A 21,706-nucleotide genomic window follows, 5' to 3' on the forward strand; every position below is an offset into this window, starting at 1 on the left:
GACAGCCGTCAGGGTTCGATATCGATGGGCGCAAAGGATTTCACCAGGTCATCCAGCTGCTTGAGCTGGGTCAGGAAGGGCTCCAGCTTGTCCAGCGGCAAGGCGCTGGGGCCATCGCACTTGGCGTTCCTGGGGTCCGGATGGGCCTCCAGGAACAGGCCGGCCAGCCCCACGCCCATGCCTGCCCGCGCCAGTTCCGCGACCTGCTCGCGGCGTCCGCCGGAGGCCGCGTCCAGCGCCGAGCGCTGTTGCAGGGCATGGGTGACGTCGAAGATGACCGGCCGATTGCCGGTGACTTTCTTCATGACGCCGAAACCCAGCATGTCGACGACCAGGTTGTCGTAGCCAAAACTGGTGCCGCGATCGCACAGGATGATCTGCTGGTTGCCGGCTTCGGTGAATTTCTCGACGATGTTGAGCACCTGGGTGGGACTGAGGAACTGCGGCTTCTTGATGTTGACGACGCGGCCGGTCCTGGCCAGCGCCACCACCAGGTCGGTCTGACGGGCCAGGAAGGCCGGCAGTTGCAGGATATCGGCCACTTCCGCGACAGGCGCGGCCTGCCAGGGTTCGTGCACGTCGGTGATCACCGGCACGCCGAAGTTCTGCTTGACCGCCTCGAAGATCTTCATGCCCTCTTCCAGGCCCGGGCCGCGGTAGGAGTGGATCGACGAGCGGTTGGCCTTGTCGAACGACGCCTTGAACACGTAAGGGATGCCCAACCGGGTGGTCACGCGCTGGTATTCCTCGCAGGCGCGCAACGCCAGGTCCTTGGATTCCAGCACGTTGATTCCGCCGAACAGCACGAAAGGCTGGTCGTTGGCGCAGGTGATCGAGGGCGAAATGACAACTTCCGGGGCGGTCATGATGAGGCGGTCCTGTAAAGATGAAGCAGGTGACAAGTGCGTAATGTACAACCAGCCCGGGCCGGATCCCGTCCGCCCCCGCCTTTTTCGCCATGTTCCAGCCGGCTGGACGTCATGCGCCCCGGGACGCCGCCGCGCAGCCGGCAGGAACGTCGCCGCAAAGGTCACGAGATACACTGGCCCTGGCGCAGACCGCTTCACCAGCGTATTGACAACAGACTTACGATTACCTGATCCATGGACACTGCCACCCTGCAAGGCCGGCTCGAATTCCTGCGGCAAGCCGAAAAGCTCAAGGACGTGCTGCGCAGCGCCCGCAGTTCGGGCGGGCGCCAGGAAAGCACGGCGGAACACACCTGGCGACTGTGCCTCATGGCCATGATGCTGGAAGAAGGCCTGGCGGACCTGGACTTCGCCCGCGTCCTGCGACTGTGCGTGGTCCACGACCTGGGCGAGGCCATCCACGGCGACATCCCTGCCACCCGGCAATCCGCCGCCGGCCCCGGCAAGGGCGTCCAGGAACGGCAGGATCTGCTGCAACTGGCCGGCCCGCTGGACGAGGCGGCGCGCGCCCGGCTGCTGGCGTTGTGGGACGACTACGAAAACGCCGCATCGGCCGAAGCCCGCGCCGTCAAAGCCATGGACAAGCTGGAAACCCTGCTACAACATAACCAGGGCGCCAATGCCCCGGACTTCGACTATGCGTTCAACCTGGACTACGGCCGCAAGCACACCGACGCCCTGCCCCTGTTCCGGGAAATCCGGCGGCTGCTGGACGCCGACACCGAAGCGCATATCCGCCGGCAGGCCGCCGCCCGCGCCGCGCCGTCCAACGCGCCCGCCGACGTGGTCCAGCGGCAGCTGGACGCGTACAACGCCCGCGACATCGACGCCTTCATGGCAGCCTGGGCGGACGACTGCCTGTACTACGCCTTTCCCGACACCCTGCTGGCCAGCGGCAGCGCCCAGATCCGCCAGCGGCATGTGGAACGCTTCCAGGAGCCCGACCTGCACGGCCGCCTGGTCAGCCGCATCGTCAATGGCGACATGGTGGTGGACCAGGAAGTCGTCACCCGCAACTTCGCCGACGGGCCCGGCGAGATCGACGTCGTTGCGATCTACGAAGTGCGCGATGGCAGGATCGCCAAGGCCTGGTTCAAGCTCGGCCAGCCCCGACCGCGCGCCAGGCCGGCGTAGCGACGGCGGGTTGTCCGGCGCCGGCCCCTCCTCGTGAGACAAGCATGGGATTCCTCGACTCGCTGTTCCGGCGCAAGCCCACGCAAGACCAGTTCGCCGCGCTGTTCATCGCCGCCGTGCGGCAACGGGGCTTTACCGGCGACCTGGATTACAAGGCCGATGAGTTCCGCCTGGTGCACGGCGAAGGCTCGTATTTCAATCTGCACAACGCGTACCAAGCCTATTGCGACGCCCCCGGCGGGCAACGCCAGGGCGCCTTGCAGGGCTATGTCTCCACCCTGCTGACCAGCAGCCAGACCCGCCCGGCCTCGCTGGCCGAGGCCCGCCCGTTGCTGCGTCCGGTGATCCGCGGCCGCGCCATCCTCGAAGCGGTGCGCATGCACCACCTGCGCAGCGATGGCAACGACGACGATTTCCACCCGGCGCTGCGCCCCTTCGGCGACGATTGCGTGGTGCTGCTGGCGCTGGATCACCCGGAGTCCATCGCCACGCTCACCAACGGGCCCGATGAGGAATGGGGCGTGTCGTTCGACGAGGCCCTGGCCATCGCCATCGACAATCTGCGCGAGTCGGTCGACCACTTCGTGGAAGTGGCGCCGGGCGTGTATGGCGGTGGGTGGGAAGATGGCTACGACATCAGCCGCGCGCTGCTGCCCGACATGCTGGAGCGCATCCCGGCGCGCGGCCGCCCGATATTCATGATGCCCACCCGCGACTTGCTGCTGGTCAGCGGCGACAGCGACGAGGATGGCTTGCTGAAGATGATGGAACTCTGCCTGCAAGTGGTGGAGCACGGCCGCCCCGTCTCCGCCTGCATGTACCGCTACGGCGAGGCTGGCGTCGAACGCTACCAGCCTCGACGGGAACCCCTCATGCGCCTGCAGGCGCACTTGGCGCGGGTGCTGGCCCAGGGCGATTACGACGCACAGAAAGAGGCCCTGGACCGACTGTACGAAGAGCGGGGCGTCGACGTGTTCGTGGCCACCTACAACCTGTTTACCCAGAACGACGACGTGGCCGCGTCATTCTCGCTGGCCACCTGGACGCGGGGGGTGGACACTTCGCTGCCCAAGGTCGATCGCCTGGCGCTGGTGCGGCCCGAGGCCGCCGATGATCTTGGCGAAGTCCGGGTGGTGAGCTGGGAGCAGGCGGCGGCCGAACTGGCGCCGCTGCTCGAACCCGAAGACCGGTATCCGGTGCGCTACCGCACGCGGGGCTTTCCCGATGATGCGCAGTTGGCGCGGCTGCGCGCCGTGGATTGATCGCGCAGGCCCCGCGAACGCGGCATACCGACCTTATGCCTGCGGGCCTCGCTCGCTCACCAGCCGGTAGGCCAGCGCGCCGATGATCGCGCCCACGATCGGCGCCACCCAGAACAGCCACAGTTGCTCCAGCGCCCAGCCTCCCACGAACAGCGCGGGGCCGGTGGAGCGAGCCGGATTCACCGAGGTATTGGTGACCGGAATGCTGACCAGGTGGATCAGCGTGAGCGCCAGGCCGATCGGGATGGCCGCGAAACCGGCCGGCGCGCGCTTGGAGGTCGCGCCCAGGATCACGAACAGGAAGCCCGCCGTCATCACGACTTCGGTGACCAGGGCGGCCGCCAGCGAATACTTGCCCGGCGAATAGGCATCAAAGCCGTTGGCGGCGAAGCGGCTGGCCTGCAGATCGAATCCCTGCTGGCCATTGGCGATCACCGCCAGCACCCCGGCCGCGGCGATGGCGCCCAGCACCTGCGCCACCACGTAGGGCAGGATTTCGCGGGCCGGGAAGCGGCCGCCGGCCACCAGCCCGACCGTGACCGCGGGATTGAAGTGTCCGCCCGAAATGTGACCGACGGCGAACGCCATGGTCAGCACGGTCAGGCCGAACGCCAGGGCGACACCGGCAAAGCCGATGCCCAGCTGCGGAAATCCCGCCGCCAGCACCGCCGCGCCGCAGCCGCCCAGCACCAGCCAGAAGGTGCCGAAGAATTCCGCGCCGCAGCGCTTGGATAGTGGGTACATGTTTCGCCCTCCGCGATTGAAAACGCGAAGGTAGCGCGGGGCCGGCGTTACGACTTCAAAGCAATGCAAATTCCGCGCGATTCTTGACGTTGCTTAACGATGCCGGCCGGCCAGCGGGCCGCCCGGCATCGCGCAAGCCCGCTCATCGCAGCGTTTTGGCGTCCACGCTCCACAATCCCGCATCGCTGGTCGACACCGCCACCGCGCCGTGGCGCAAGGCAGCCGCCACGTCCGCCTGGTTGCAAACGAAACCGGACGCCACGATCGGCGGCAAGGCCTTCAGGTCCGACGGCGCCATGTGGGCCAGCATCGGCGCCGGCATGATCTGCACCAGGTTGGGATCGCTCTGCTCCAGCGCCTTGACGCTGCGCGGCCAGGTGGAACGGTCGGTCACGAACACCTTCTGCATCGTCACCATGCCGGCGCGATTGGCGCGCTGGATGGTGGCGACGCGGGTCGACACCAGGCTCGCCACGCCGATGTCCGCCAGATATTCGACGCCGCCCTTGTCCTGCGACAGGCCTTCGCAGCTGTCGATATTGACGATGACGTACTTGCCCGCCCGGTTCAGGGCGGCGATCACCGGCGCGAGCCGGCGCAGCTCGACGTTGGCGACAATGCCGATCTCGGCCACGCTGCCAACGAAGGCATTGACCTGCTCCGGCCCGTAGAGCGTGGCAATGACCGGATGCCGCGCCAGGCATGCCCCGAGTGACCTGTCCATGTTATCGCCTGCCTTGATCGTAGAGGCCTTCGTCCGTCAGGCCGAGCTTGCCGGGGTTCAGGAGGTTGCCCGGATCCAGCGCCTGCTTGACGGCGAGCAGCACCGCGAAAGCCGGCCCGAGCGATTCGCGCATGTACGGCGAGCGCAACAGGCCCACGCCATGGTGGTGGCTGAGCGCGGCATTGTATTTGATCAACACCGCGTTGGCCGCATCCCACGCGCGCCGATACCATTGCGCCCGGTCTTCGACCGCGACCTCGCCGCGCAACGAGAAATACAGGCAGGCGCCGTCGACGTAGGCATGCGACTGGTGCGCCGAACCGGCCAGGGTACCGGGCACGGCATTGACGGCGGCCACCACTTCGTCATAGATGGCCGGCAGGTCGCTCCAGCGCCCCGCCATCTCCAGCGTGTCGGCCACGAAGCCTGGACTGCGCTTGAAGCCCTCGGCGCTCTTGCCAGTCAGGTAGCGGGTATCCAGCCAGCGCTCGAACACCGTCTCGCCATCCAGCGCCACGCCCGACTCACGGCAGACCTCGTCGCTGATATCCATGACCGCGTCGACCATCGGCCGCGGGCCTTCATCGGCCACCAGCAGCACGTTCAGGTCGGGCTGGCCGAACTGCACACCGCTTTCGAGCGCGTCGTACAACCGCAACGCGGCGGGATTGGCGCCGCGCTGCATGATCTGGCGGCAGGCCTGCAGGCCGGCGGCGAAGGTCTCGAAGCCGTAGGCGATGGCGCGGCCGTAATCAGGCAGCCGGTGCAGCTTCAGCCGCACCCGCACCACCACGCCCAGCGTGCCCTCGGAGCCGATGAACAATTGCAGCAGATCCGGCCCGACCGCCGCGCGGGAATACCCGCCCACCGTGATCAGGCTGCCGTCGGCCAGCACCACATCCATGCCGAACACCATGTCCTCGATCTTGCCGTAGCGGGTGGACAGTTGCCCCGCGCCCCGGCATGCCACCCATCCGCCGACTGTGCTGATGCCGAAAGAGGACGGCCAGTGCCCCATGGTCAGGCCGTGGTCGCGCTGGAGGATCTGCTCGAACACATCCCCGAACATGCCGGCCTCGACCTCGACGATCTGGCTCTCGCGGTCGAGGCCGACGAACCGGTTCAACTGGCAGACATCCAGCACGATGCCGCCGCGCAGCGGCAGCGCGGCGCCGGTGACGTTGCTGCGGCCGGCCGACACGGTGACGGGAAGCGAGGCCGCATGCGCGATCCGCATCACGGCCTGCACCTGGTCGACCGTCGATACCTTGACGATCACCGCGTGCGGCGTGGCGGGACGGCCGGCGGTCTCGGTCATCATCGACCCTGCCCACCAATCGCGCGTCCAGGCCACGGCGTCGGCGCTGGCGGTCAGGACCTCGTCGGCGGCCGCCCGCAACGCCTCGACCTGCGCGGCCGGCACGGACACCGGGTCGCGCTGCAGGCCCGGCTCGCTGCCCGTGCGCGCCAGCCCGGCCGCATAGGCGGGCGGGGTATGCGCGCCGACCACATAGTTGCCGCGGTTGTAGCCGCGCTTGATGGCTTCTTTACTGATCACGTGTCGTCTCCCATGAGTACGGATTTTTCATGCTCGATGGCGGCGCGGTAGCCTCGCACCTGTTCCGCCACCGCTGCGTCGGACAGGCCGAGTTCGGCCTGCAGGATCTGGCCCACGCGCGCGGCGGCCGCGACCGAGGCGTCGCGCGCCATCAGCCGGGCCCGCATGCGACGCGAGAGCACGTCTTCCACCGTGGCCGCCAGTTCGTGGCGCACGGCATAGAGCGCCTCGGCCTCGGTGTACGGCAACCCCGGCACCAGCGGCGCCGCCAAGGCCGGCGCCTGCTGCATCAGGTCGCTGACGAAGCGCGCCTCGGTGCCATAGCGCTCGCCCAGGTGGGCGGACAGGCCGCCCGAGGCCACGATGGCCTGCGGGTCGTAGCCCGCCGCGCCCAGCAGGAAGGCGCGGGCCGTCACGCAGCGCGCCTTGCGCCCCAGCACTTTCTGGGCGGCGTCGATGGTCTGTTCGGCCATGTGGCGCGAGGTTGTCAGCTTGCCGCCGACGATGGTGACCAGGCCATCCGCGGCGACCCGGATTTCATGGTTGCGCTTGATCTCCAGCGTCTTGCCGCCCGGCGGCCCGACCAGCGGCCGGCAGCCCGCGATGCTGCCCACCACGTCCGCGGCGCAAAGGTCGGTCTTGAGCGCCGAACGCGCCCCTTCCAGCAGGAAATCGAGCTCGCGGCGGGTGCAATGGACATCGTCCAGGTCCCCCTCGTAGTCCTCGTCGGTGGTGCCCAGGTAGGACACGTTGCCCCAGCGGGTGATGGTGGCGCGGCGGCTGCGTCCCGGCACCGGGATGGTCACCGTGCAGTCGTTGCGCACCTTCAGCCACGGCACGGCCACGTGCACGCCCTTGGCCGGGCGGATGTGCAAGGCCTGCGGATCGCCCTTGCGGCTGCCGTTCCAGTCGCGCAGCCACACGCCAGTGGCCATGATCACCACGCTGGCGCGCACCCGGATCTCGTCCTGCCCGGCCTGCACGATGGCGCCGTCGATCCTGCCATGGGTGTCGCGCGTGACCTCGATGGCCCTGGTATGGTTCAGCACCGCCGCGCCGTGGAACGCGGCGGTGCGCGCCACCGCCAGCGTCAGGCGCGCATCGTCGACCCGCGCGTCGAAATACAGGAAACCACCCAGCAGGCCATCCTGCTTGAAGGTGGGGCAATGCGACAGCACTTCCTCCGGGGTCAGCTTCTGGTGCAGGATGCCTTCGCGCCAGCCGCCGGCAACGTCGTAGGTCCAGAGCAGGCTCTCGAACGCCTTGGCCAGCCGCTTGTCGAAGACCCCGTCGCGCTCCAGCAGCGGGAACAGGAACGGCAGGCGCTGCACCAGGTGGCGGGCGTTGCGCCGCAGCCGCTGGCGTTCGTGCAGCGAATGGCGCACCAGCCCCAGGTTGCCCTGTTCGATGTAACGCAAGCCGCCATGCACCATCTTGGATGACTTGGACGACGTGCCCGACGCGAAGTCATCCTTTTCGACCAGCGCCACGCGGTAGCCGCGCAGGCTGGCGTCCAGCGCGGCATAAGCGCCCGTGATGCCGCCGCCGACGATGAGCATGTCGAAATGCTCGTCGCCAAGCCGGTCCGCCTGCTCCTGCCGAGCCAGCCGCAACGGTTCGCCGCGGGTCATGCCGGCCCTCTCCTTCCTGGGCTTTCTCGATGGCCAGCCGATCATGTCCGCAATGCCTCCTGCTTGTCCTGGGAATACAGGCCCGCGTGGGCCAGTTCGGATTCGACGCGCGAATGCCACAATGCGCGGCGGCGGGCGCGGGCCTCGGCCGCCAGGGTGGGTTGGAATACCGCATCGGTGGCGGCGGTCTGGCGCGCGGCCTGCAGCGATGGCCACAACAGGCCCGACGCCCCCGCCAGGAAAGCGGCGCCGCGCAGGCTGGCGCGATCGGCCTCCCGCATGCGGCGGATCGGAATGCCGAGCAGGTCGGCCTGGATGCGCAGCAACGGATCGCTGCTGGACAGCCCGCCGCCCACCACCAGTTCCGACACCCGCACGCCCGAAACCTCCTCGTCCGCCTCGATGCAGCTGGCGACCGAATGGGCGATGCCTTCAAGGATCGCGTAGGCCACCTCGGCCTGTGTGGTGGCCATGGAAATGCCGGTCAGCGAAGCGCGCGCGCCGGCCGCCATGCGCGGCACGCGCAACCCGGTCAAGGCGGGGATGAACGTCACGCCGCCCGCCGATTGCGCGGTGGCCGCCAGTTCGCTGATCTCCTGCGCGTTCCTGAACCACTTCAGCTTGTCGCAGACCCAGTTCAGGGCCGAGCCCGTGGTGGCGACGAAGGTCTCGACCGCGAAGTGCGACACCTGGTCCTGACGCCGCGCCGTCATCGTCAGCGAGCCTTCGAAGCGGCCGCTGTTGACGGGCGTTTCGGGGCCGATGATCAGGTCGACGAAACTGCCCGTGCCATGCACGCACATCGCCTGCCCGCGATCCAGGCAGCCCAACCCCACCGCGCCCGCATGCTGATCGCCGGCCGACGCCCGGATGGGCACGGCCAGGCCCAGGAGGTCCGCGCGGGTCTGGCCGAAGTCGTCGGATTCCTGGCGCAAGGCCGGCAGCAACTCGCGCGGAAATTCCAGCGCGTCGATCCAGTCCAGGTAATAGCGGTGCCCGGACAGCACATAGGCGCCGGCCGAGGTCGCGTTAGTGGGCGTCGTCACGCACTCGCGGCGGTCCGACAGATGCCACAGCAGCCAGGTGTCGACGGTGCCGAACGCCAGCCGGCGCTCGCGCCAGGCCTGCCCCACCGCGGGCGAATCGCGCAGGTGGCGCGCCGCCCAGAGATAGGGCGAACGCACCCCGGCCGGGCGGCCCACCTGCTCCAGCAAACGCGGGTTCCAGGCCGGCGCCAGGCGATCGAGTTCGTCGACGTAGCGCGTGTCCTGCCACACCATGGCCGGCACCAGCGCGCGACCCGTGGCGGTGTCCCACAGCACGGCGGTGGCGCGCTGCGTGGCCAACGCCAGCGCCACGATGGCCTGGCCATCCCGGCGCGCCTGCGCGATCACCTTGCGGCACACCTGCAGGGTTCTTTCGAAAATCGCGTCGGCATCCTGTTCGACCACGCCAGGCCGCGGCGTATCGACCCGCAGGGCCAGGTATTCCTGGCCCGACACGTGGCCGTCGCCCGACACCAGGGCCGCGCGCGTCCCCGAGGTGCCGGCGTCGATGGCCAGGATCACGTTATTCGGCATATTGTCTGCGTCCCTCATCGTGCGGTTTTCCCCAGCGCCGGATCGAGCGCGGGCAGGTTCTCGTCACCCTTGAACTGCGGCGCGCCGACTTCGTTGTCCGGATTGATGCCGCTGCGGGTGGGATCCCATTTGATGGCAAAGCAGATGATGCTGGCGGCCAGCGGCACGACCGACAGGATCAGGAAGGTCTTCTCCAGGCCATAGCTCTCGCGGAACAGCGGAAACACCAGCAGGCCGACCGCCGCCCCGATCGAGCCGAGCGCGCCGATGACCCCGTTGGCGCCGGCCCGCAGTTCGCCCCGGAACGACAGCGACGACAGGCTCTTGCCGTTGGCGCCCGGACCGCCGGAATGGAACAGGATGAACAGCGATGGCACCGCCACCGCCAGCCACAGCGGCATCCTGCCGTGGAAGGTGCCCAGGATCAGCAGCATCATGAAGACCGCCGCGAATCCGAACGCCGAGGCGCGCCGCAGGCCAAGCTTGCGGCCGACGTAGGGCGACATGAAGCCGCCGAAGATGCCGAAGATGTTGAACACCAGCGCACCCACCGTGGCATAGACGAAGTCCTTGCCGAACAGTGCCGCGCTGATCAGCGGCAGATACCACCCCACCGCGAAGTACTGGATCGACTGGCCGATCTGCACGGTGGCGGCCAGGATCGTGCGCGGCAGGTACACGCCGCGGAAGATCAGCAGCACGTTGGCCAGCCCGCGCCGCGCCTGGTTGGCCACCGGTACGCATTCGCGCGGCGGCGCGGCCGTGAAGGACTGGCCGTAGATGCGGGTCATGGCCGCGGCCGCCTCGTCGACGCGCTCCTTGCGCGCCAGCCAGATCGGGCTCTCGACCATGTAGCGCAGCTGCAGCGCCAGAATGGTCAGCGCGAACACCGCCGTGGCCGCGACCGAATAGCGCCAGATCGCGTCGCCCACCTCCCAGGAGTGGAACAGCAGCGCCAGCAGCAGATTGGAGCAGACCGCCGTGTACCACATGCCCTGCCAAGTGTTCAGGCGGCTCTTGAGCCTGACGGGCGTGAATTCCGCCAGCACCGCCATCGCGATGGCGAAGTCGATGCCATAGGCCGCGCCAACGAAAAAACGGCCGGCCAGGATGACGTCGAACGACGGCGCGAACACCACCAGCAGCGCGCCGATCAGCGCCAGCAGCTTGGCGACGATCAGCGGTCGCATGCGCCCCCAGCGATCGGCCATCCAGCCACCGATGGGATTGAAGGCGATGGCCACCCAGGACGCGAAGGACGTCATCAGCGCCACCTGGGCCGCGCTCAGGCTCAGGTCGCGCGTCATGGGCCCCAGGCCCGCGCTGAGCGCGGAATTGGCGAATGCGTCCAGGAACAATCCGCCCAGGGCCAGCCACCAGATCAGCCCAGCCCGGCCGACGATGCCCGGGCGTGAATCGATATACGCGATGACATCATCGATGCCACGCAGCTTGACGGGTATTGATTGATGCACGGCAGTCTCCTCTTGGAATTATTTCTGTAAGAGGTCGACGCAGCGTGCGCGCGATAAAAGACCATCTTACAGATGGTCTTTTATCTAGATCTGTGCGAGTGACTTTATGGACTATCCAGGACAGTGTCAACCGGGAAAACACCAAGCCGCGACAGGCGGTATGCTTGCGCTGCGCGCCGCTTCCGGCGCGTCCGATCCTTCCACTTTTCGCCTTCGCGCCACCATGATCCGACATGCCCTCGCGCTCTCCTTGATGCTGTCTCCCGCCCTGGTCCTGGGCGCCTCCACGCCGGACTACATGGGCCAGTACGACCGCTGCCTGCGCGACGCGGGTGTCACCAACAATGGCACCGTCGGGGCCTGCGCGGAAGGCGTCTCGGCGGCCGCCAAGCGTGAAATCAACACGCTCTACGCCAGGATCCAGGCGCGCCTGGCCAACGAATACCCGGACGACGCCGTCAAGCTGGAACAGACCCAGAAGGCCTGGCTGGCCTACCGCAACGGCCATTGCGCGCTGGCCGGGTCGCACGTCGGTTCGCCCATGTACGAGTACTGCCCGATGCTGCTCAACATCAACCGCGCCGATGAACTGCGGGAACTGGCAGGCGACTGATTCTGGCGCGCTGGCGCTTGCCGTGTCTCGGAGACGTTGGTAACTTTGCCGTGCCCGGCCTCGCGTTCCTCGTTTTTCGCATAGGACAGCGCCATCATGACCATCGTCGTATACGCCGCCAACGCCCGCAGCCTTTGGGAAACCATCCAGGCTGACATCGTCCCCATCGGCGCCCGCGCCACGACCAGCGGCAACAGCTGGCGCAAGGACGACAGCGGCCGCGCCACCAAGATCTATCGCGCCGCGCCCACCGGCCAGCATGACGAACGCGCCTACTTCGTCGGCACCGTGCGCACCGGCCAACTGATGCTGCTGGACCTGTTGCCCGGCAGCGAGGCGCTGACCTGGCCGCTGTTCGGCGCCTTGCACGGCCACCTGTCGGGGATGCTGCTGGCGACCTATCCCGACGCGATCCTGTCGCTGAACCTGTTTCCCAACAAGCCCACCGACGCATAAGAAAGAACCACGCTGTGCTGCTGTTATCCGTATATGTGCTGGCCGCCGTGTCGCTGGGCGTGCTGAGTTGGCGTATGTCGCGCCGACCCGACGGCAAGACGCACGGCGACATTGCCCGCTCGGCCGCCGCCGGGGCCGCCCTGTTCGCCGCGCTGGGCCCCCCGGTGGGCACCCTGATCTTCGCGCTGTTCCTGGCCATCGCCGCGAAGAGCCTGGAAACGCTGTTTACGTCCATGTTCCTGGTGATCTGGTCATACCTGTACGGCGGCGTGCCTGCGTTGCTGTGCGGCCTGGTGGCGGGCGCCTGCCGGCCCGCCGTCGTGACATGGCGCTCGTACTGCTGGCCGGGGCTGCTGGGCGGCCTCTATGCTTTCGTGTTCCTGGCGGGCTTCGCGGTGCGCGACAGCTCGCTCATCGAACTGGGCTTCCCGCTGTTCCTGGGTGGCTTGCCCGGACTGGTCAGCGGCGCGGTCTGCGCCCGGGTGTTCTACGGCAGACCGCAAGCCACGGCTGCCGCCCTCGCCTGATCAACGCCTGCTATTGCCCGTCCAGATCTCGCGCTGTACCGCCCCTATTTTTGTGCTACAAAACGAAACCAATAATAGGGAGAGGTACATGCTAAAGCTGTCTGCCGTTGTCGTCCTTGCACTGACGATCTCGGGTTGTTCGACGTTCGCCGTGCCCCGGTATTCGGCCGATGCCGAAACCGTATCGGCATTGCGTTCGATGGGCGAAGTCAAGGTGAATGTCGGCCCCTTCAACAATGGCCCCGGCGATCAGAGCAAGTCTGGCGTGCTGACCTGCCGCGCTTTCGGTCCCGTCAAGACGCCGAATGCCGAGGCGTATTCGGAATACGTCCGCAAAGCGCTCGTCAGTGAGCTTGTGATGGCAAATCTCTATGCCGAAAAAGCGCCAGTGGAACTCACCGGCACGCTCGACAAGCTCAACTTCAGTTCAAACAGCGGCAAATGGGTCAGCGCCCTGACATTGAGATCCAGCAACGGCAATTCGCTGTCGGTGGAAGACACCTACAAGTTCACCACCAGTTTCGTCGGCGAAACGGCCTGCACCCAGACGGCACTGGCGGGGCTCGGCGCGGTTCAGGAACTGATCAAGAAGGCGGTGCGCGACCCGGCGTTCCCCAAGCTCTTGAAGTAAGCGCGAACAAAGCGGTGCACGCCCATCAAGCGCGCACCGCATGTGAAAAGCCCGTCATCTGACGGGCTTTTTCATATCCTGGCTCAACCGCCGAAAGCGCGACGCAACCGTTCCATCTCGGCCCGGTTCAGGCGCTTGGCCTCTTCTTCCGCGTAATCCCGCTCGCCCACCTCGTACTTACCGTTGTAGAGGCAACTGTTGCGGCTTACCCGGCATTCAAGGCTGACACGCGACGAATCGGGACCGGAGCCCGGTGCCGCGGGCGAAGACCAGGGGTTGACGGGCGAGGAGGAGGAACAGCCAGACATGAGCGCGGCGAGCAACAACAGCGGGCCGCCGCGGCTAAGCAGTTGAATCGGAGACATTTACCCTCGCTCGACAAGAAAAGCTTCAGGCGTCTTTATAACAAGCATGGGAAATGCGGTACAGGCGCGAAAATACGGGGCCGGGCTCGGAGCCGACATCCCGCCGACATCCCTATCAACCCTCTGATTCATAAGGAAATCACCAAGATCCGCCATATGAAAAGACTCCCAAAATGAAAAGACCCCGAGACACACGGATGTCTCGGGGTCTTGGGATACTGCCGGCATGGCGCCGATTCAGTACCCGAATAGGGTTGGTGCGAAGGAGGGGACTCGAACCCCTACACCTGTTACGGCGTCAGGACCTAAACCTGGTGCGTCTACCAATTTCGCCACCTTCGCAATAGGCCAAGCCCGCTATTGTAGCTTGCTTGTTAAAATCTTGCGTCATGAATCCGCGCCTCGATGCCCTGCACCCCTACCCGTTCGAAAAACTGCGCGCCCTGCTGGCCTCGGCCACTGCGCAGCCGGACGGCCTGACGCCCATCAACCTGTCGATCGGCGAGCCCAAACACGCCGCGCCGGAACGCGTCGCGCAGGCCATCCGCGACAACCTTGGCGGACTGTCGGTGTACCCGTCGACCAAGGGCGATCCCGCGCTGCGCCAGGCCATCGCCAACTGGCTGGCGCGGCGCTACAGCATCCCCGCGCCCGATGCCGAGACCCAGGTGCTGCCGGCGCTGGGCTCGCGCGAAGCGCTGTTCGCTTTCACCCAGACCGTGATCGATCCGTCGGCGGGATCGGTGGTGATCTGCCCCAACCCGTTCTACCAGATCTACGAGGGCGCCACGCTGCTGGCCGGCGCCACGCCCAATTACGTCAACGCCGATGCGCTGCGCAATTTCGCCTGCGACTGGAACCAGGTGCCGGACGAGGTCTGGAAAAAGACCCGCATGGTATTCGTCTGCTCGCCCGGCAACCCGGCCGGCAACGTCATGACGCTGGACGAATGGGAAGACCTGTTCGCCCTGTCCGACCGCCACGGCTTCGTGATCGCGTCCGACGAGTGCTACTCCGAGATCTACCTGGACGAAGGCAATCCGCCGCTGGGCGGCCTGCAGGCGGCGCGCCGGCTGGGCCGCAACGACTACCGCAACCTGGTGGCGTTCTCCAGCCTGTCCAAGCGCTCCAACGTGCCGGGCCTGCGTTCGGGTTTCGTGGCGGGCGACGCCGCGCTGATCGGCCGCTTCCTGCGCTACCGCACGTATCATGGCAGCGCCATGAGCCCGCTGGTGTCGGCGGCCAGCATCGCCGCCTGGACCGACGAGGCCCACGTCAAGGACAACCGCCGCCTGTACCGCGAGAAATTCGAGGCCGTGCTGCCGATCCTGCGGAACGTGCTGGACGTGCAGCGTCCGCAGGCCTCGTTCTACCTGTGGGCAGCCACCCCGGGTTCGGATACCGCGTTCGCGCGCGACCTTTATGGCCGTACCGGTGTTACCGTGCTGCCGGGCAGTTTCCTGGCGCGCGAAGCGCACGGCGTGAATCCCGGCCAGGGGCGCATCCGCCTGGCCCTGGTGGCGCCGTTGGCCGATTGCGTGCAGGCGGCCGAACGCATCGCCCATTTCGTACATACTTCCGTTTGATCAACCTTTTTTGAAAAGCTGAGCCGCTATGACTCTCGACCTCCAGACCACCATCGAAAAAGCCTGGGACGACCGGGCCAACCTGTCGCCTGTCGACGCCAGCGCCGAAGTGCGCGAAGCCGTCGAACACACGATCGACGGGCTGGACCTGGGCCGCCTGCGCGTGGCCGAGAAAATCAACGACGACTGGGTCGTGCACCAGTGGATCAAAAAGGCCGTGCTGCTGTCGTTCCGCCTTTACGACAACGCCATCATGGGCCAGGCCCCGCTGCAGTTCTACGACAAGGTGCCGCTCAAGTTCTCGGAATACGGCGACAACGCCTTCAAGCAAGGCGGCTACCGCGTGGTGCCGCCCGCCGTCGCCCGCCGTGGCGCCTTCATCGGCCGCAACGTGGTGCTGATGCCCTCGTACGTCAACATCGGCGCCTACGTCGATGAAGGCACCATGGTCGACACCTGGGCCACCGTCGGCTCGTGCGCCCAGATCGGCAAGAACGTCCACCTGTCCGGCGGCGTCGGCATCGGCGGCGTGCTCGAGCCGCTGCAGGCCAACCCCACCATCATCGAAGACAACTGCTTCATCGGCGCCCGCTCGGAAGTCGTGGAAGGCGTGATCGTCGAAGAGAACTCGGTGCTGGCCATGGGCGTGTACCTGTCGCAAAGCACCAAGATCTATGACCGCGCCACGGGCAAGGTCACCTACGGCCGCGTGCCGTCGGGTTCGGTGGTGGTGCCGGGTTCGCTGCCCTCGGCCGACGGCTCGCACAGCCTGGCCTGCGCCGTCATCGTCAAGCGTGTCGACGCGCAGACCCGCGCCAAGACCAGCATCAACGATCTGCTGAGGGCGTAAATGCGCACGACCGCACGGCCGCCCGAAGGGCGTGCACCCTCCCTTGGGGAGGCAGCCGCGCAGCGGCAGGAGGGCCAACCTCCCTCTGTGGTTCTGGATCTGGTCAAGGACCTGATCGCCCGTCCGTCGGTCACCCCGGCGGACGCCGATTGCCAGGCGACGCTGGCCGCGCGCCTGGCGCCGCTCGGCTTCACCTGCGAAACCATCGCCCAGGGCGGCGTCACCAACCTGTGGGCGCGCCGTGGCAACAGCGCGCCGCTGGTGGTCTTCGCCGGCCACACCGACGTGGTGCCCCCGGGCCCGCGCGAGAAGTGGGAAAGCGATCCGTTCGTGCCCACCGAGCGCGACGGCTACCTGTACGGCCGCGGCGCCGCCGACATGAAAAGCTCGATCGCGGCCTTCGTGGTGGCGGCCGAGGAATTCGTGGCCGCCAACCCGCGGCACGGCGGCTCGATCGCCCTGTTGATCACGTCGGACGAGGAAGGCCCGTCGATCGACGGCACCGCCATCGTCTGTGACGCGCTCAAGGCGCGCGGCGAGCAGATGGACTACTGCATCGTCGGCGAACCCACCTCGGGCGACGTGCTCGGCGACACCTGCAAGAACGGCCGCCGCGGCTCGCTGTCGGGCACGTTGACGGTCAAGGGCATCCAGGGCCACGTGGCCTATCCGCACCTGGCGCGCAATCCGGTGCACCAGCTGGCGCCGGCGCTGGCCGAGATCGTCGCGATCGAATGGGACCAGGGCAACGAGTACTTCCCGCCGACCACGTTCCAGGTCTCGAACCTGAACTCGGGCACGGGCGCCACCAACGTGGTGCCGGGCGAGGCGGTGGCGCTGTTCAACTTCCGCTTCTCCACCGCCAGCACGCCGGAAGGCCTGAAGGCGCGGGTGCACGAAGTGCTGGACCGCCATGGCCTGGAATACACGCTGGACTGGGAACTGGGCGGCGAGCCCTTCCTGACCCCGCGCGGTTCGCTGACCGATGCGCTGGTGCAGGCCATCCAGGCCGAGACCGGCGTGACGGCCGAGCTGTCGACCACCGGCGGCACGTCCGATGGCCGCTTCATCGCCAAGATCTGCCCCCAAGTCATCGAGTTCGGTCCCTGCAACGCCACGATCCACAAGGTCAACGAGCGTATCGAGCTGGCCTCGCTGGATCCGCTGAAAAACATCTATCGGCGCACGCTGGAAAACCTCCTGCCCGCCGAATAAAAAGCCTCTCATGTATCAATCCGCCCGCCAAGAACTGCTGACCCTGCGCGACCTGATCCGCTACGGCGTATCGCGCCTGAACGCCGCCCAGGTGGCGCTGGGGCACGGCAGCGACAACGCCTGGGACGAGACGGTCTATCTGGTCCTGCACGCGCTGCACCTGCCGCTGGACACGCTGGAGCCCTTTCTGGACGCCCGCGTGCTCACCGAGGAACGCAACCGCGTGCTGGAGCTGATCGACCGCCGCGTCACCGAGCGCGTGCCGGCCGCGTATCTCACCAACGAGGCCTGGCTGCGCGGGCATCGCTTCTACGTGGACGCGCGCGTCATCGTGCCGCGCTCGCCCATCGCGGAGCTGCTGGACGAAGGCCTGTCGCCCTGGGTGCAGGACGCGCAGGCCGTCGACAGCGTGCTGGACATGTGCACGGGGTCGGGCTGCCTGGCGATCCTGTCGGCGCTGGCCTTCCCTTATGCCAAGGTGGACGCCGTCGACGTGTCGCCCGACGCGCTGGAAGTCGCCCGCCGCAACGTCAACGACTACGGCCTGGGTGATCGCCTCGCGCTGCACCAGAGCGATCTGTTCGACAGCCTGCCAGAACGCCAGTACGACGTCATCGTCTGCAACCCGCCCTACGTCAACAGCGGCTCGATGGACGTGCTGCCGCAGGAATACCGCCACGAGCCGCACCTGGCCCTGGCCGGCGGCGCCGACGGCATGGATCTGGTGCGCCGCATCCTGCAGGCGGCGCCGCGCTACCTGTCGGAAAACGGCGTGCTGGTGCTGGAGATCGGCCACGAGCGCGATTTCTTCGAAGCCGCCTTCCCTGAGCTGTCGCCGGTGTGGCTGGATACGGAAGCAGCGTCCGACCAGTTGCTGCTGCTGACCCGCGAGCAGTTGACGACGTGATCCGCGCCTCTGGATTGACCCTGCGTCGCGGCACCAAGGTGCTGCTGGACGACGCCGAATTCGTGGTGCACCCGGGCGAACGCGTCGGCATCGTCGGCAAGAACGGCGCCGGCAAGTCGTCGCTGTTCGCGCTGCTGACCGGCGCGCTGGACCTGGACGCCGGCAACCTGGCGCTGCCGGCCGGCTGGCGCATCGCCAGCGTCGAACAGGAACTGCATGCCGACGACCGCCCCGCGCGCGAATTCGTCATCGACGGCGACACGCCGCTGCGCGCGCTGCAGGCACGCCGCGCCGAGCTGACCGACGACCAGGGCACGCAGATCGCCGAGGTCGAAGCGGCGCTGGTGGAGGCCGGCGCCTGGAGCGCGGCCTCGCGCGCCGAACAGCTGCTGGCCGGCCTGGGCTTCAAGCCGGCCGAATGGAGCCAGCCGGTGGCGAGCTTCTCCGGCGGCTGGCGCATGCGCCTGGCGCTGGCGCGAGCGCTGATGGCGCCGTCCGAACTGCTGCTGCTGGACGAGCCCACCAACCACCTGGACCTGGACGCCATGCTGTGGCTGGAGAAATGGCTGGCCGCCTATCCCGGCACCGTCATGCTGATCTCCCACGACACCGAGTTCCTGGACGCGGTGGCCAAGTCCATCCTGCATTTCGATCACGCCAAGCTGGTGCGCTACCGCGGCGGCTACGGCGACTTCCTGACGCAGCGCGCCGAGCGCCTGCGCCAGACCAACATCGCCTACGAACGCCAGACGCGCGAAGCCGCGCGCCTGCAGGGCTTCATCGACCGCTTCAAGGCCAAGGCCTCCAAGGCCAAGCAGGCCCAGAGCCGGGTCAAGGCGCTGGCCCGCATGCAGGTGTTGGCGCCGCTGCACGCCGAGGCCGGCATCGACATCCGCATTCCCTCGCCCGAGCAGGTGCCCGATCCGCTGCTGACGCTGGAACACCTGTCGGCCGGCTACACGGACGCGGCCGGCAATGAGGTGCCGATCCTGCGCGACGTGACGCTGATGGTGCGCGCCGGCAGCCGCGTCGGCGTGCTGGGCGCCAACGGCGCCGGCAAGAGCACGCTGATCAAGACCCTGGCCGAGGAACTGCCGGTGCAGGCCGGCGAACGCCGCGCCTCGCGCGGGCTGGCGATCGGCTACTTCCACCAGCACCAGCTCGACATGCTGGACGTGGACAGCACGCCGCTGGCCCACCTGGCGCGGTTGTCGCCGGAAACGCGCGAGCAGGAGCTGCGCAACTATCTGGGCGGCTTCGGCTTCTCGGGCGACACGGTCAACAGCAAGGTCGGGCCAATGTCGGGCGGCGAAAAGGCTCGCCTGGCGCTGTCGCTGATTGTCTGGCAGAAGCCCAACCTGCTGCTGCTGGACGAGCCCAGCAACCACCTGGACGTCGAGACGCGCGAGGCCCTGGCCGCCGCGCTGGCCGAGTTTGGCGGCAGCATGCTGCTGGTCTCGCACGATCGCCATCTGCTGCGCACCACCGTGGACAGCTTCTGGATCGTGGCCGACGGCGCCGTGCGCGAATTCGATGGCGACCTGGAGGACTATCGAGATTGGCTGGCGGCCCGTAATGCCGGCGAACGCGCCGAGGCCGCCCGCGAAAACGCCGAGAACGGCGAGGCCGTGGTCGACCGCAAGGCGCAACGCCGGGCCGAGGCCGAGCAGCGTCAGCGCCTGTCGGCGCTGCGCAAGCCGCTGGAAGCCAAGCTCGCCAAGGTCGAGACCGAGATGGAGAAACTACGCGTCAAGCTGCAGGCGCTGGACGGCGTCATCGCCGACCCGGACCTGTATTCCGACGCGCGCCGCGCCGAACGCCAGAAGGTCATGGCCGAGCACGGCGAACATGGCAAGCGCCTGGAAACGCTGGAAGAACAGTGGCTCGAACTGCAGGGCTCGCTGGAAGAAATCGAGCAGGGCGAAGCCTGAGCCGCGGGCGGACGGCTGGCGCCGTCCGCCTTTTCCCTTGGGTCGCAACACTCAATAACAATAATAATTATCATTTATAATTTGTCGCGAATCTGACTCTATCTGGCGCGAGGCGTCAGCGACATGTCTTCGCTTACCGACGTATTTCTCCGGCACTATCGCGAAGTGCTGGGCTTTCTGGCCATGCGCACCGGCTCGCGCGACGTGGCCCAGGACTGCGCCCAGGACACCTGGATCAAGCTGGCCGAGTTCCAGGACAAGACCCTGCCGGACAACCACCGGGCCTATGTCTTCCGCGTGGCGGCCAACATCGCCACCGACTGGCACCGCCGCCGGGGACGCGAACTGACCCTGGCCGCCGACTATGCCGCCACGCAGCCGCCCGCCTTCGAGGCCGACACGCTGGAAGTGGCTTCGGCCAACCAACTGCTGCGGCGGCTCGAAACCGCCCTGCTGCGCCAGCCGCGCCGCAGCCTCGACGTCTTTGTCCTGCATCGCCACGAAGGACTGACCTACCGCGCCATCGCCGAGCGCTTCGCCATCTCGGTCAGCGCGGTCGAAAAGCACATGATGCGTATCCTGCTGGCCTGCGACCAGGCGCTGTCGGCGTGAGCAAGACCGCCGCCCGCGGCAATGCCACGTCCGCCGACGAGCAGGCCTCGCGCTGGGTCATCCGGCACAGCGGCCAGCCCCTGGACGCGCAGGCGCAGGCGGAATTCGACGCCTGGTACCAGGCCGACCCCCGCCATGCGGCCGCCTTTGACCGCCTGGCGCGCGTGTGGCGCCGCATGGGCGAGATCGACCGTGGCAAGCTGGCGGCACGCCCGCCTCGCAAGCGCCGCACCCTGCTGACACTGGCCGTCGTCACCGCCACTGGCATGGCCCTCTATTCCCTGCGCGACTTCCAGCCCGGCGCCGACTACGCCAGCGGCACGCAACCGCTGCGCGTCGCCCTGCCCGACGGCTCCCGCGCGATCCTTGACGCGCATTCGGCCATCGCCGTGGACTTCGGGCCGGGCAAGCGCGAGGTGCGCCTGCTGTCTGGCCAGGCCCTGTTCGAAGCCTCGCCACGCGGCGCCGATGGCCCCGCCTTCACGGTCGTCACGGCCAACGCCAGCGCCACGGCCCTGGGCACGCGCTACACGGTCGCACGCGACGACGACGCGACCCGCATCACCGTCTACACGCACCAGGTGGCGGTGCAATGCCTGGCCTGCGCCGACGCGCAAGCGCGGATCCTGGAACCCGGCCAACGCATCGCCGTCACCCCCGCCGGCATGGTCCTCGCGCCGGCGCCGCGCGAATCCGCGCCCGCCTGGAGCGAAGGGCTGCTGGCCTTCAACGACACCGCGCTGCCCGAGGCGGCCGCGCAGCTGGCGCGCTACACCGGCAAGCGCATCGTGGTGATGGGCGAGCTGGCGCGCGGCACCCGCGTCTCCGGCACGGCCGGCATCGCCGATCCCAAGCGCGCGCTCGATCTGCTGCTGGCACAGACCAAGGTCCGCATCACCGACCTGCCCGGCCTGCTGATCCTGCGCTGAGGGCTTGCCCTCGCAGGCCTGGCGAGACCGGCGCAGTCTCCATCGCA

Annotated in this window: 21 protein-coding genes, 1 tRNA gene and 1 pseudogene; 14 read left to right on the top strand and 9 right to left on the bottom strand. The window is 67.6% G+C overall.

All coding sequences use genetic code 11. The annotated features are described in order from the left end of the window. Nucleotides 1-8: 8 nt before the first annotated feature. Nucleotides 9-866: a 3-deoxy-8-phosphooctulonate synthase gene (kdsA, locus tag ABFG95_RS03150; RefSeq protein ID WP_049073165.1), complete on the bottom strand. Its 858-nt coding sequence runs from the start codon at nt 864-866 to the stop codon at nt 9-11. Between the two features lie 237 nt (nt 867-1,103). Between kdsA and ABFG95_RS03155 the strand changes: the two are divergent. From ABFG95_RS03155 to ABFG95_RS03165, 3 genes and pseudogenes are all read left to right on the top strand, one after another. Beyond that, nucleotides 1,104-1,655 (top strand): annotated as a pseudogene (locus tag ABFG95_RS03155) (HD domain-containing protein); the annotation flags it as partial. 57 nt (nt 1,656-1,712) lie between these two features. Further along, a complete protein-coding gene (locus ABFG95_RS03160) occupies nt 1,713-2,063 on the top strand; it encodes a nuclear transport factor 2 family protein (RefSeq protein ID WP_263899208.1) in 351 nt (116 codons plus the stop codon). Nucleotides 2,064-2,107: 44 nt separating this feature from the next. Further along, nucleotides 2,108-3,325 (top strand): hypothetical protein, encoded by a 1,218-nt coding sequence (locus ABFG95_RS03165; RefSeq protein ID WP_348995445.1) that lies wholly within the window; start codon nt 2,108-2,110, stop codon nt 3,323-3,325. Nucleotides 3,326-3,358: 33 nt separating this feature from the next. Here the strand turns inward: ABFG95_RS03165 and aqpZ are convergent, their stop codons facing one another. The 6 genes from aqpZ to ABFG95_RS03195 all read right to left on the bottom strand — a co-directional run bounded on the left by aqpZ (nt 3,359) and on the right by ABFG95_RS03195 (nt 11,037). Then, complete coding sequence (gene aqpZ / locus ABFG95_RS03170; RefSeq protein ID WP_348995446.1) at nt 3,359-4,069, bottom strand: aquaporin Z; 711 nt, start codon at nt 4,067-4,069, stop codon at nt 3,359-3,361. A gap of 142 nt (nt 4,070-4,211) precedes the next feature. Beyond that, nucleotides 4,212-4,793: a glycerol-3-phosphate responsive antiterminator gene (locus ABFG95_RS03175; protein WP_049073161.1), complete on the bottom strand. Its 582-nt coding sequence runs from the start codon at nt 4,791-4,793 to the stop codon at nt 4,212-4,214. Nucleotide 4,794: 1 nt separating this feature from the next. Then, nucleotides 4,795-6,351, bottom strand: a complete 1,557-nt coding sequence (locus ABFG95_RS03180) for an FAD-binding oxidoreductase (RefSeq protein WP_348995447.1) — start codon at nt 6,349-6,351, stop codon at nt 4,795-4,797. Further along, on the bottom strand, nt 6,348-8,027 hold the full coding sequence (locus ABFG95_RS03185; protein WP_348995448.1) for a glycerol-3-phosphate dehydrogenase/oxidase: 1,680 nt from the start codon (nt 8,025-8,027) through the stop codon (nt 6,348-6,350). Before ABFG95_RS03185 ends, ABFG95_RS03180 begins: the two co-directional genes overlap by 4 nt. Then, nucleotides 8,024-9,562 carry an FGGY family carbohydrate kinase gene (locus tag ABFG95_RS03190; protein ID WP_348995449.1) on the bottom strand — a complete coding sequence of 513 codons (1,539 nt, stop codon included), beginning with the start codon at nt 9,560-9,562 and terminating at the stop codon, nt 8,024-8,026. Before ABFG95_RS03190 ends, ABFG95_RS03185 begins: the two co-directional genes overlap by 4 nt. 14 nt (nt 9,563-9,576) lie before the next feature. Continuing rightward, complete coding sequence (locus tag ABFG95_RS03195; protein ID WP_348995450.1) at nt 9,577-11,037, bottom strand: MFS transporter; 1,461 nt, start codon at nt 11,035-11,037, stop codon at nt 9,577-9,579. Nucleotides 11,038-11,290: 253 nt separating this feature from the next. Between ABFG95_RS03195 and ABFG95_RS03200 the strand changes: the two genes are divergently transcribed. The 4 genes from ABFG95_RS03200 to ABFG95_RS03215 all read left to right on the top strand — a co-directional run bounded on the left by ABFG95_RS03200 (nt 11,291) and on the right by ABFG95_RS03215 (nt 13,264). Then, nucleotides 11,291-11,650, top strand: coding sequence for a lysozyme inhibitor LprI family protein (locus tag ABFG95_RS03200; RefSeq protein WP_049077692.1), 360 nt, complete (start codon nt 11,291-11,293; stop codon nt 11,648-11,650). 96 nt (nt 11,651-11,746) lie between these two features. Next, nucleotides 11,747-12,106, top strand: a complete 360-nt coding sequence (locus ABFG95_RS03205; protein WP_238923289.1) for a hypothetical protein — start codon at nt 11,747-11,749, stop codon at nt 12,104-12,106. A 14-nt stretch (nt 12,107-12,120) separates the two neighbouring features. Beyond that, nucleotides 12,121-12,633, top strand: coding sequence for a hypothetical protein (locus ABFG95_RS03210; RefSeq protein WP_100503599.1), 513 nt, complete (start codon nt 12,121-12,123; stop codon nt 12,631-12,633). Nucleotides 12,634-12,721: 88 nt separating this feature from the next. Further along, nucleotides 12,722-13,264 (top strand): hypothetical protein, encoded by a 543-nt coding sequence (locus ABFG95_RS03215; RefSeq protein ID WP_054415834.1) that lies wholly within the window; start codon nt 12,722-12,724, stop codon nt 13,262-13,264. A gap of 83 nt (nt 13,265-13,347) precedes the next feature. On the opposite strand, the gene ABFG95_RS03220 is transcribed toward ABFG95_RS03215, so the two are convergent. Continuing rightward, on the bottom strand, nt 13,348-13,629 hold the full coding sequence (locus tag ABFG95_RS03220; protein ID WP_082381316.1) for a hypothetical protein: 282 nt from the start codon (nt 13,627-13,629) through the stop codon (nt 13,348-13,350). 255 nt (nt 13,630-13,884) lie between these two features. Then, nucleotides 13,885-13,971 (bottom strand) — tRNA-Leu (locus ABFG95_RS03225). Nucleotides 13,972-14,018: 47 nt separating this feature from the next. Between ABFG95_RS03225 and dapC the strand changes: the two genes are divergently transcribed. The 7 genes from dapC to ABFG95_RS03260 all read left to right on the top strand — a co-directional run bounded on the left by dapC (nt 14,019) and on the right by ABFG95_RS03260 (nt 21,659). Further along, complete coding sequence (gene dapC / locus ABFG95_RS03230) at nt 14,019-15,215, top strand: succinyldiaminopimelate transaminase (RefSeq protein WP_348995452.1); 1,197 nt, start codon at nt 14,019-14,021, stop codon at nt 15,213-15,215. Nucleotides 15,216-15,243: 28 nt separating this feature from the next. Next, nucleotides 15,244-16,065 carry a 2,3,4,5-tetrahydropyridine-2,6-dicarboxylate N-succinyltransferase gene (dapD, locus tag ABFG95_RS03235; RefSeq protein WP_006386215.1) on the top strand — a complete coding sequence of 274 codons (822 nt, stop codon included), beginning with the start codon at nt 15,244-15,246 and terminating at the stop codon, nt 16,063-16,065. 87 nt (nt 16,066-16,152) lie between these two features. Continuing rightward, on the top strand, nt 16,153-17,280 hold the full coding sequence (gene dapE, locus ABFG95_RS03240; RefSeq protein ID WP_175144409.1) for a succinyl-diaminopimelate desuccinylase: 1,128 nt from the start codon (nt 16,153-16,155) through the stop codon (nt 17,278-17,280). 10 nt (nt 17,281-17,290) lie between these two features. Further along, on the top strand, nt 17,291-18,187 hold the full coding sequence (gene prmB / locus ABFG95_RS03245; RefSeq protein WP_348995453.1) for a 50S ribosomal protein L3 N(5)-glutamine methyltransferase: 897 nt from the start codon (nt 17,291-17,293) through the stop codon (nt 18,185-18,187). Next, nucleotides 18,184-20,118: an ATP-binding cassette domain-containing protein gene (locus ABFG95_RS03250; protein ID WP_100509190.1), complete on the top strand. Its 1,935-nt coding sequence runs from the start codon at nt 18,184-18,186 to the stop codon at nt 20,116-20,118. The genes prmB and ABFG95_RS03250 overlap by 4 nt, the downstream gene beginning before the upstream one ends. A 123-nt stretch (nt 20,119-20,241) precedes the next feature. Further along, nucleotides 20,242-20,730: an RNA polymerase sigma factor gene (locus tag ABFG95_RS03255; RefSeq protein ID WP_278991501.1), complete on the top strand. Its 489-nt coding sequence runs from the start codon at nt 20,242-20,244 to the stop codon at nt 20,728-20,730. Further along, nucleotides 20,727-21,659: a FecR domain-containing protein gene (locus ABFG95_RS03260; protein WP_348995454.1), complete on the top strand. Its 933-nt coding sequence runs from the start codon at nt 20,727-20,729 to the stop codon at nt 21,657-21,659. Before ABFG95_RS03255 ends, ABFG95_RS03260 begins: the two co-directional genes overlap by 4 nt. Nucleotides 21,660-21,706 lie beyond the last annotated feature (47 nt).

The organism is Achromobacter sp. HNDS-1, from assembly GCF_040084795.1.
In the GTDB taxonomy this organism is placed as follows: Bacteria; Pseudomonadota; Gammaproteobacteria; order Burkholderiales; family Burkholderiaceae_B; genus Achromobacter; species Achromobacter ruhlandii.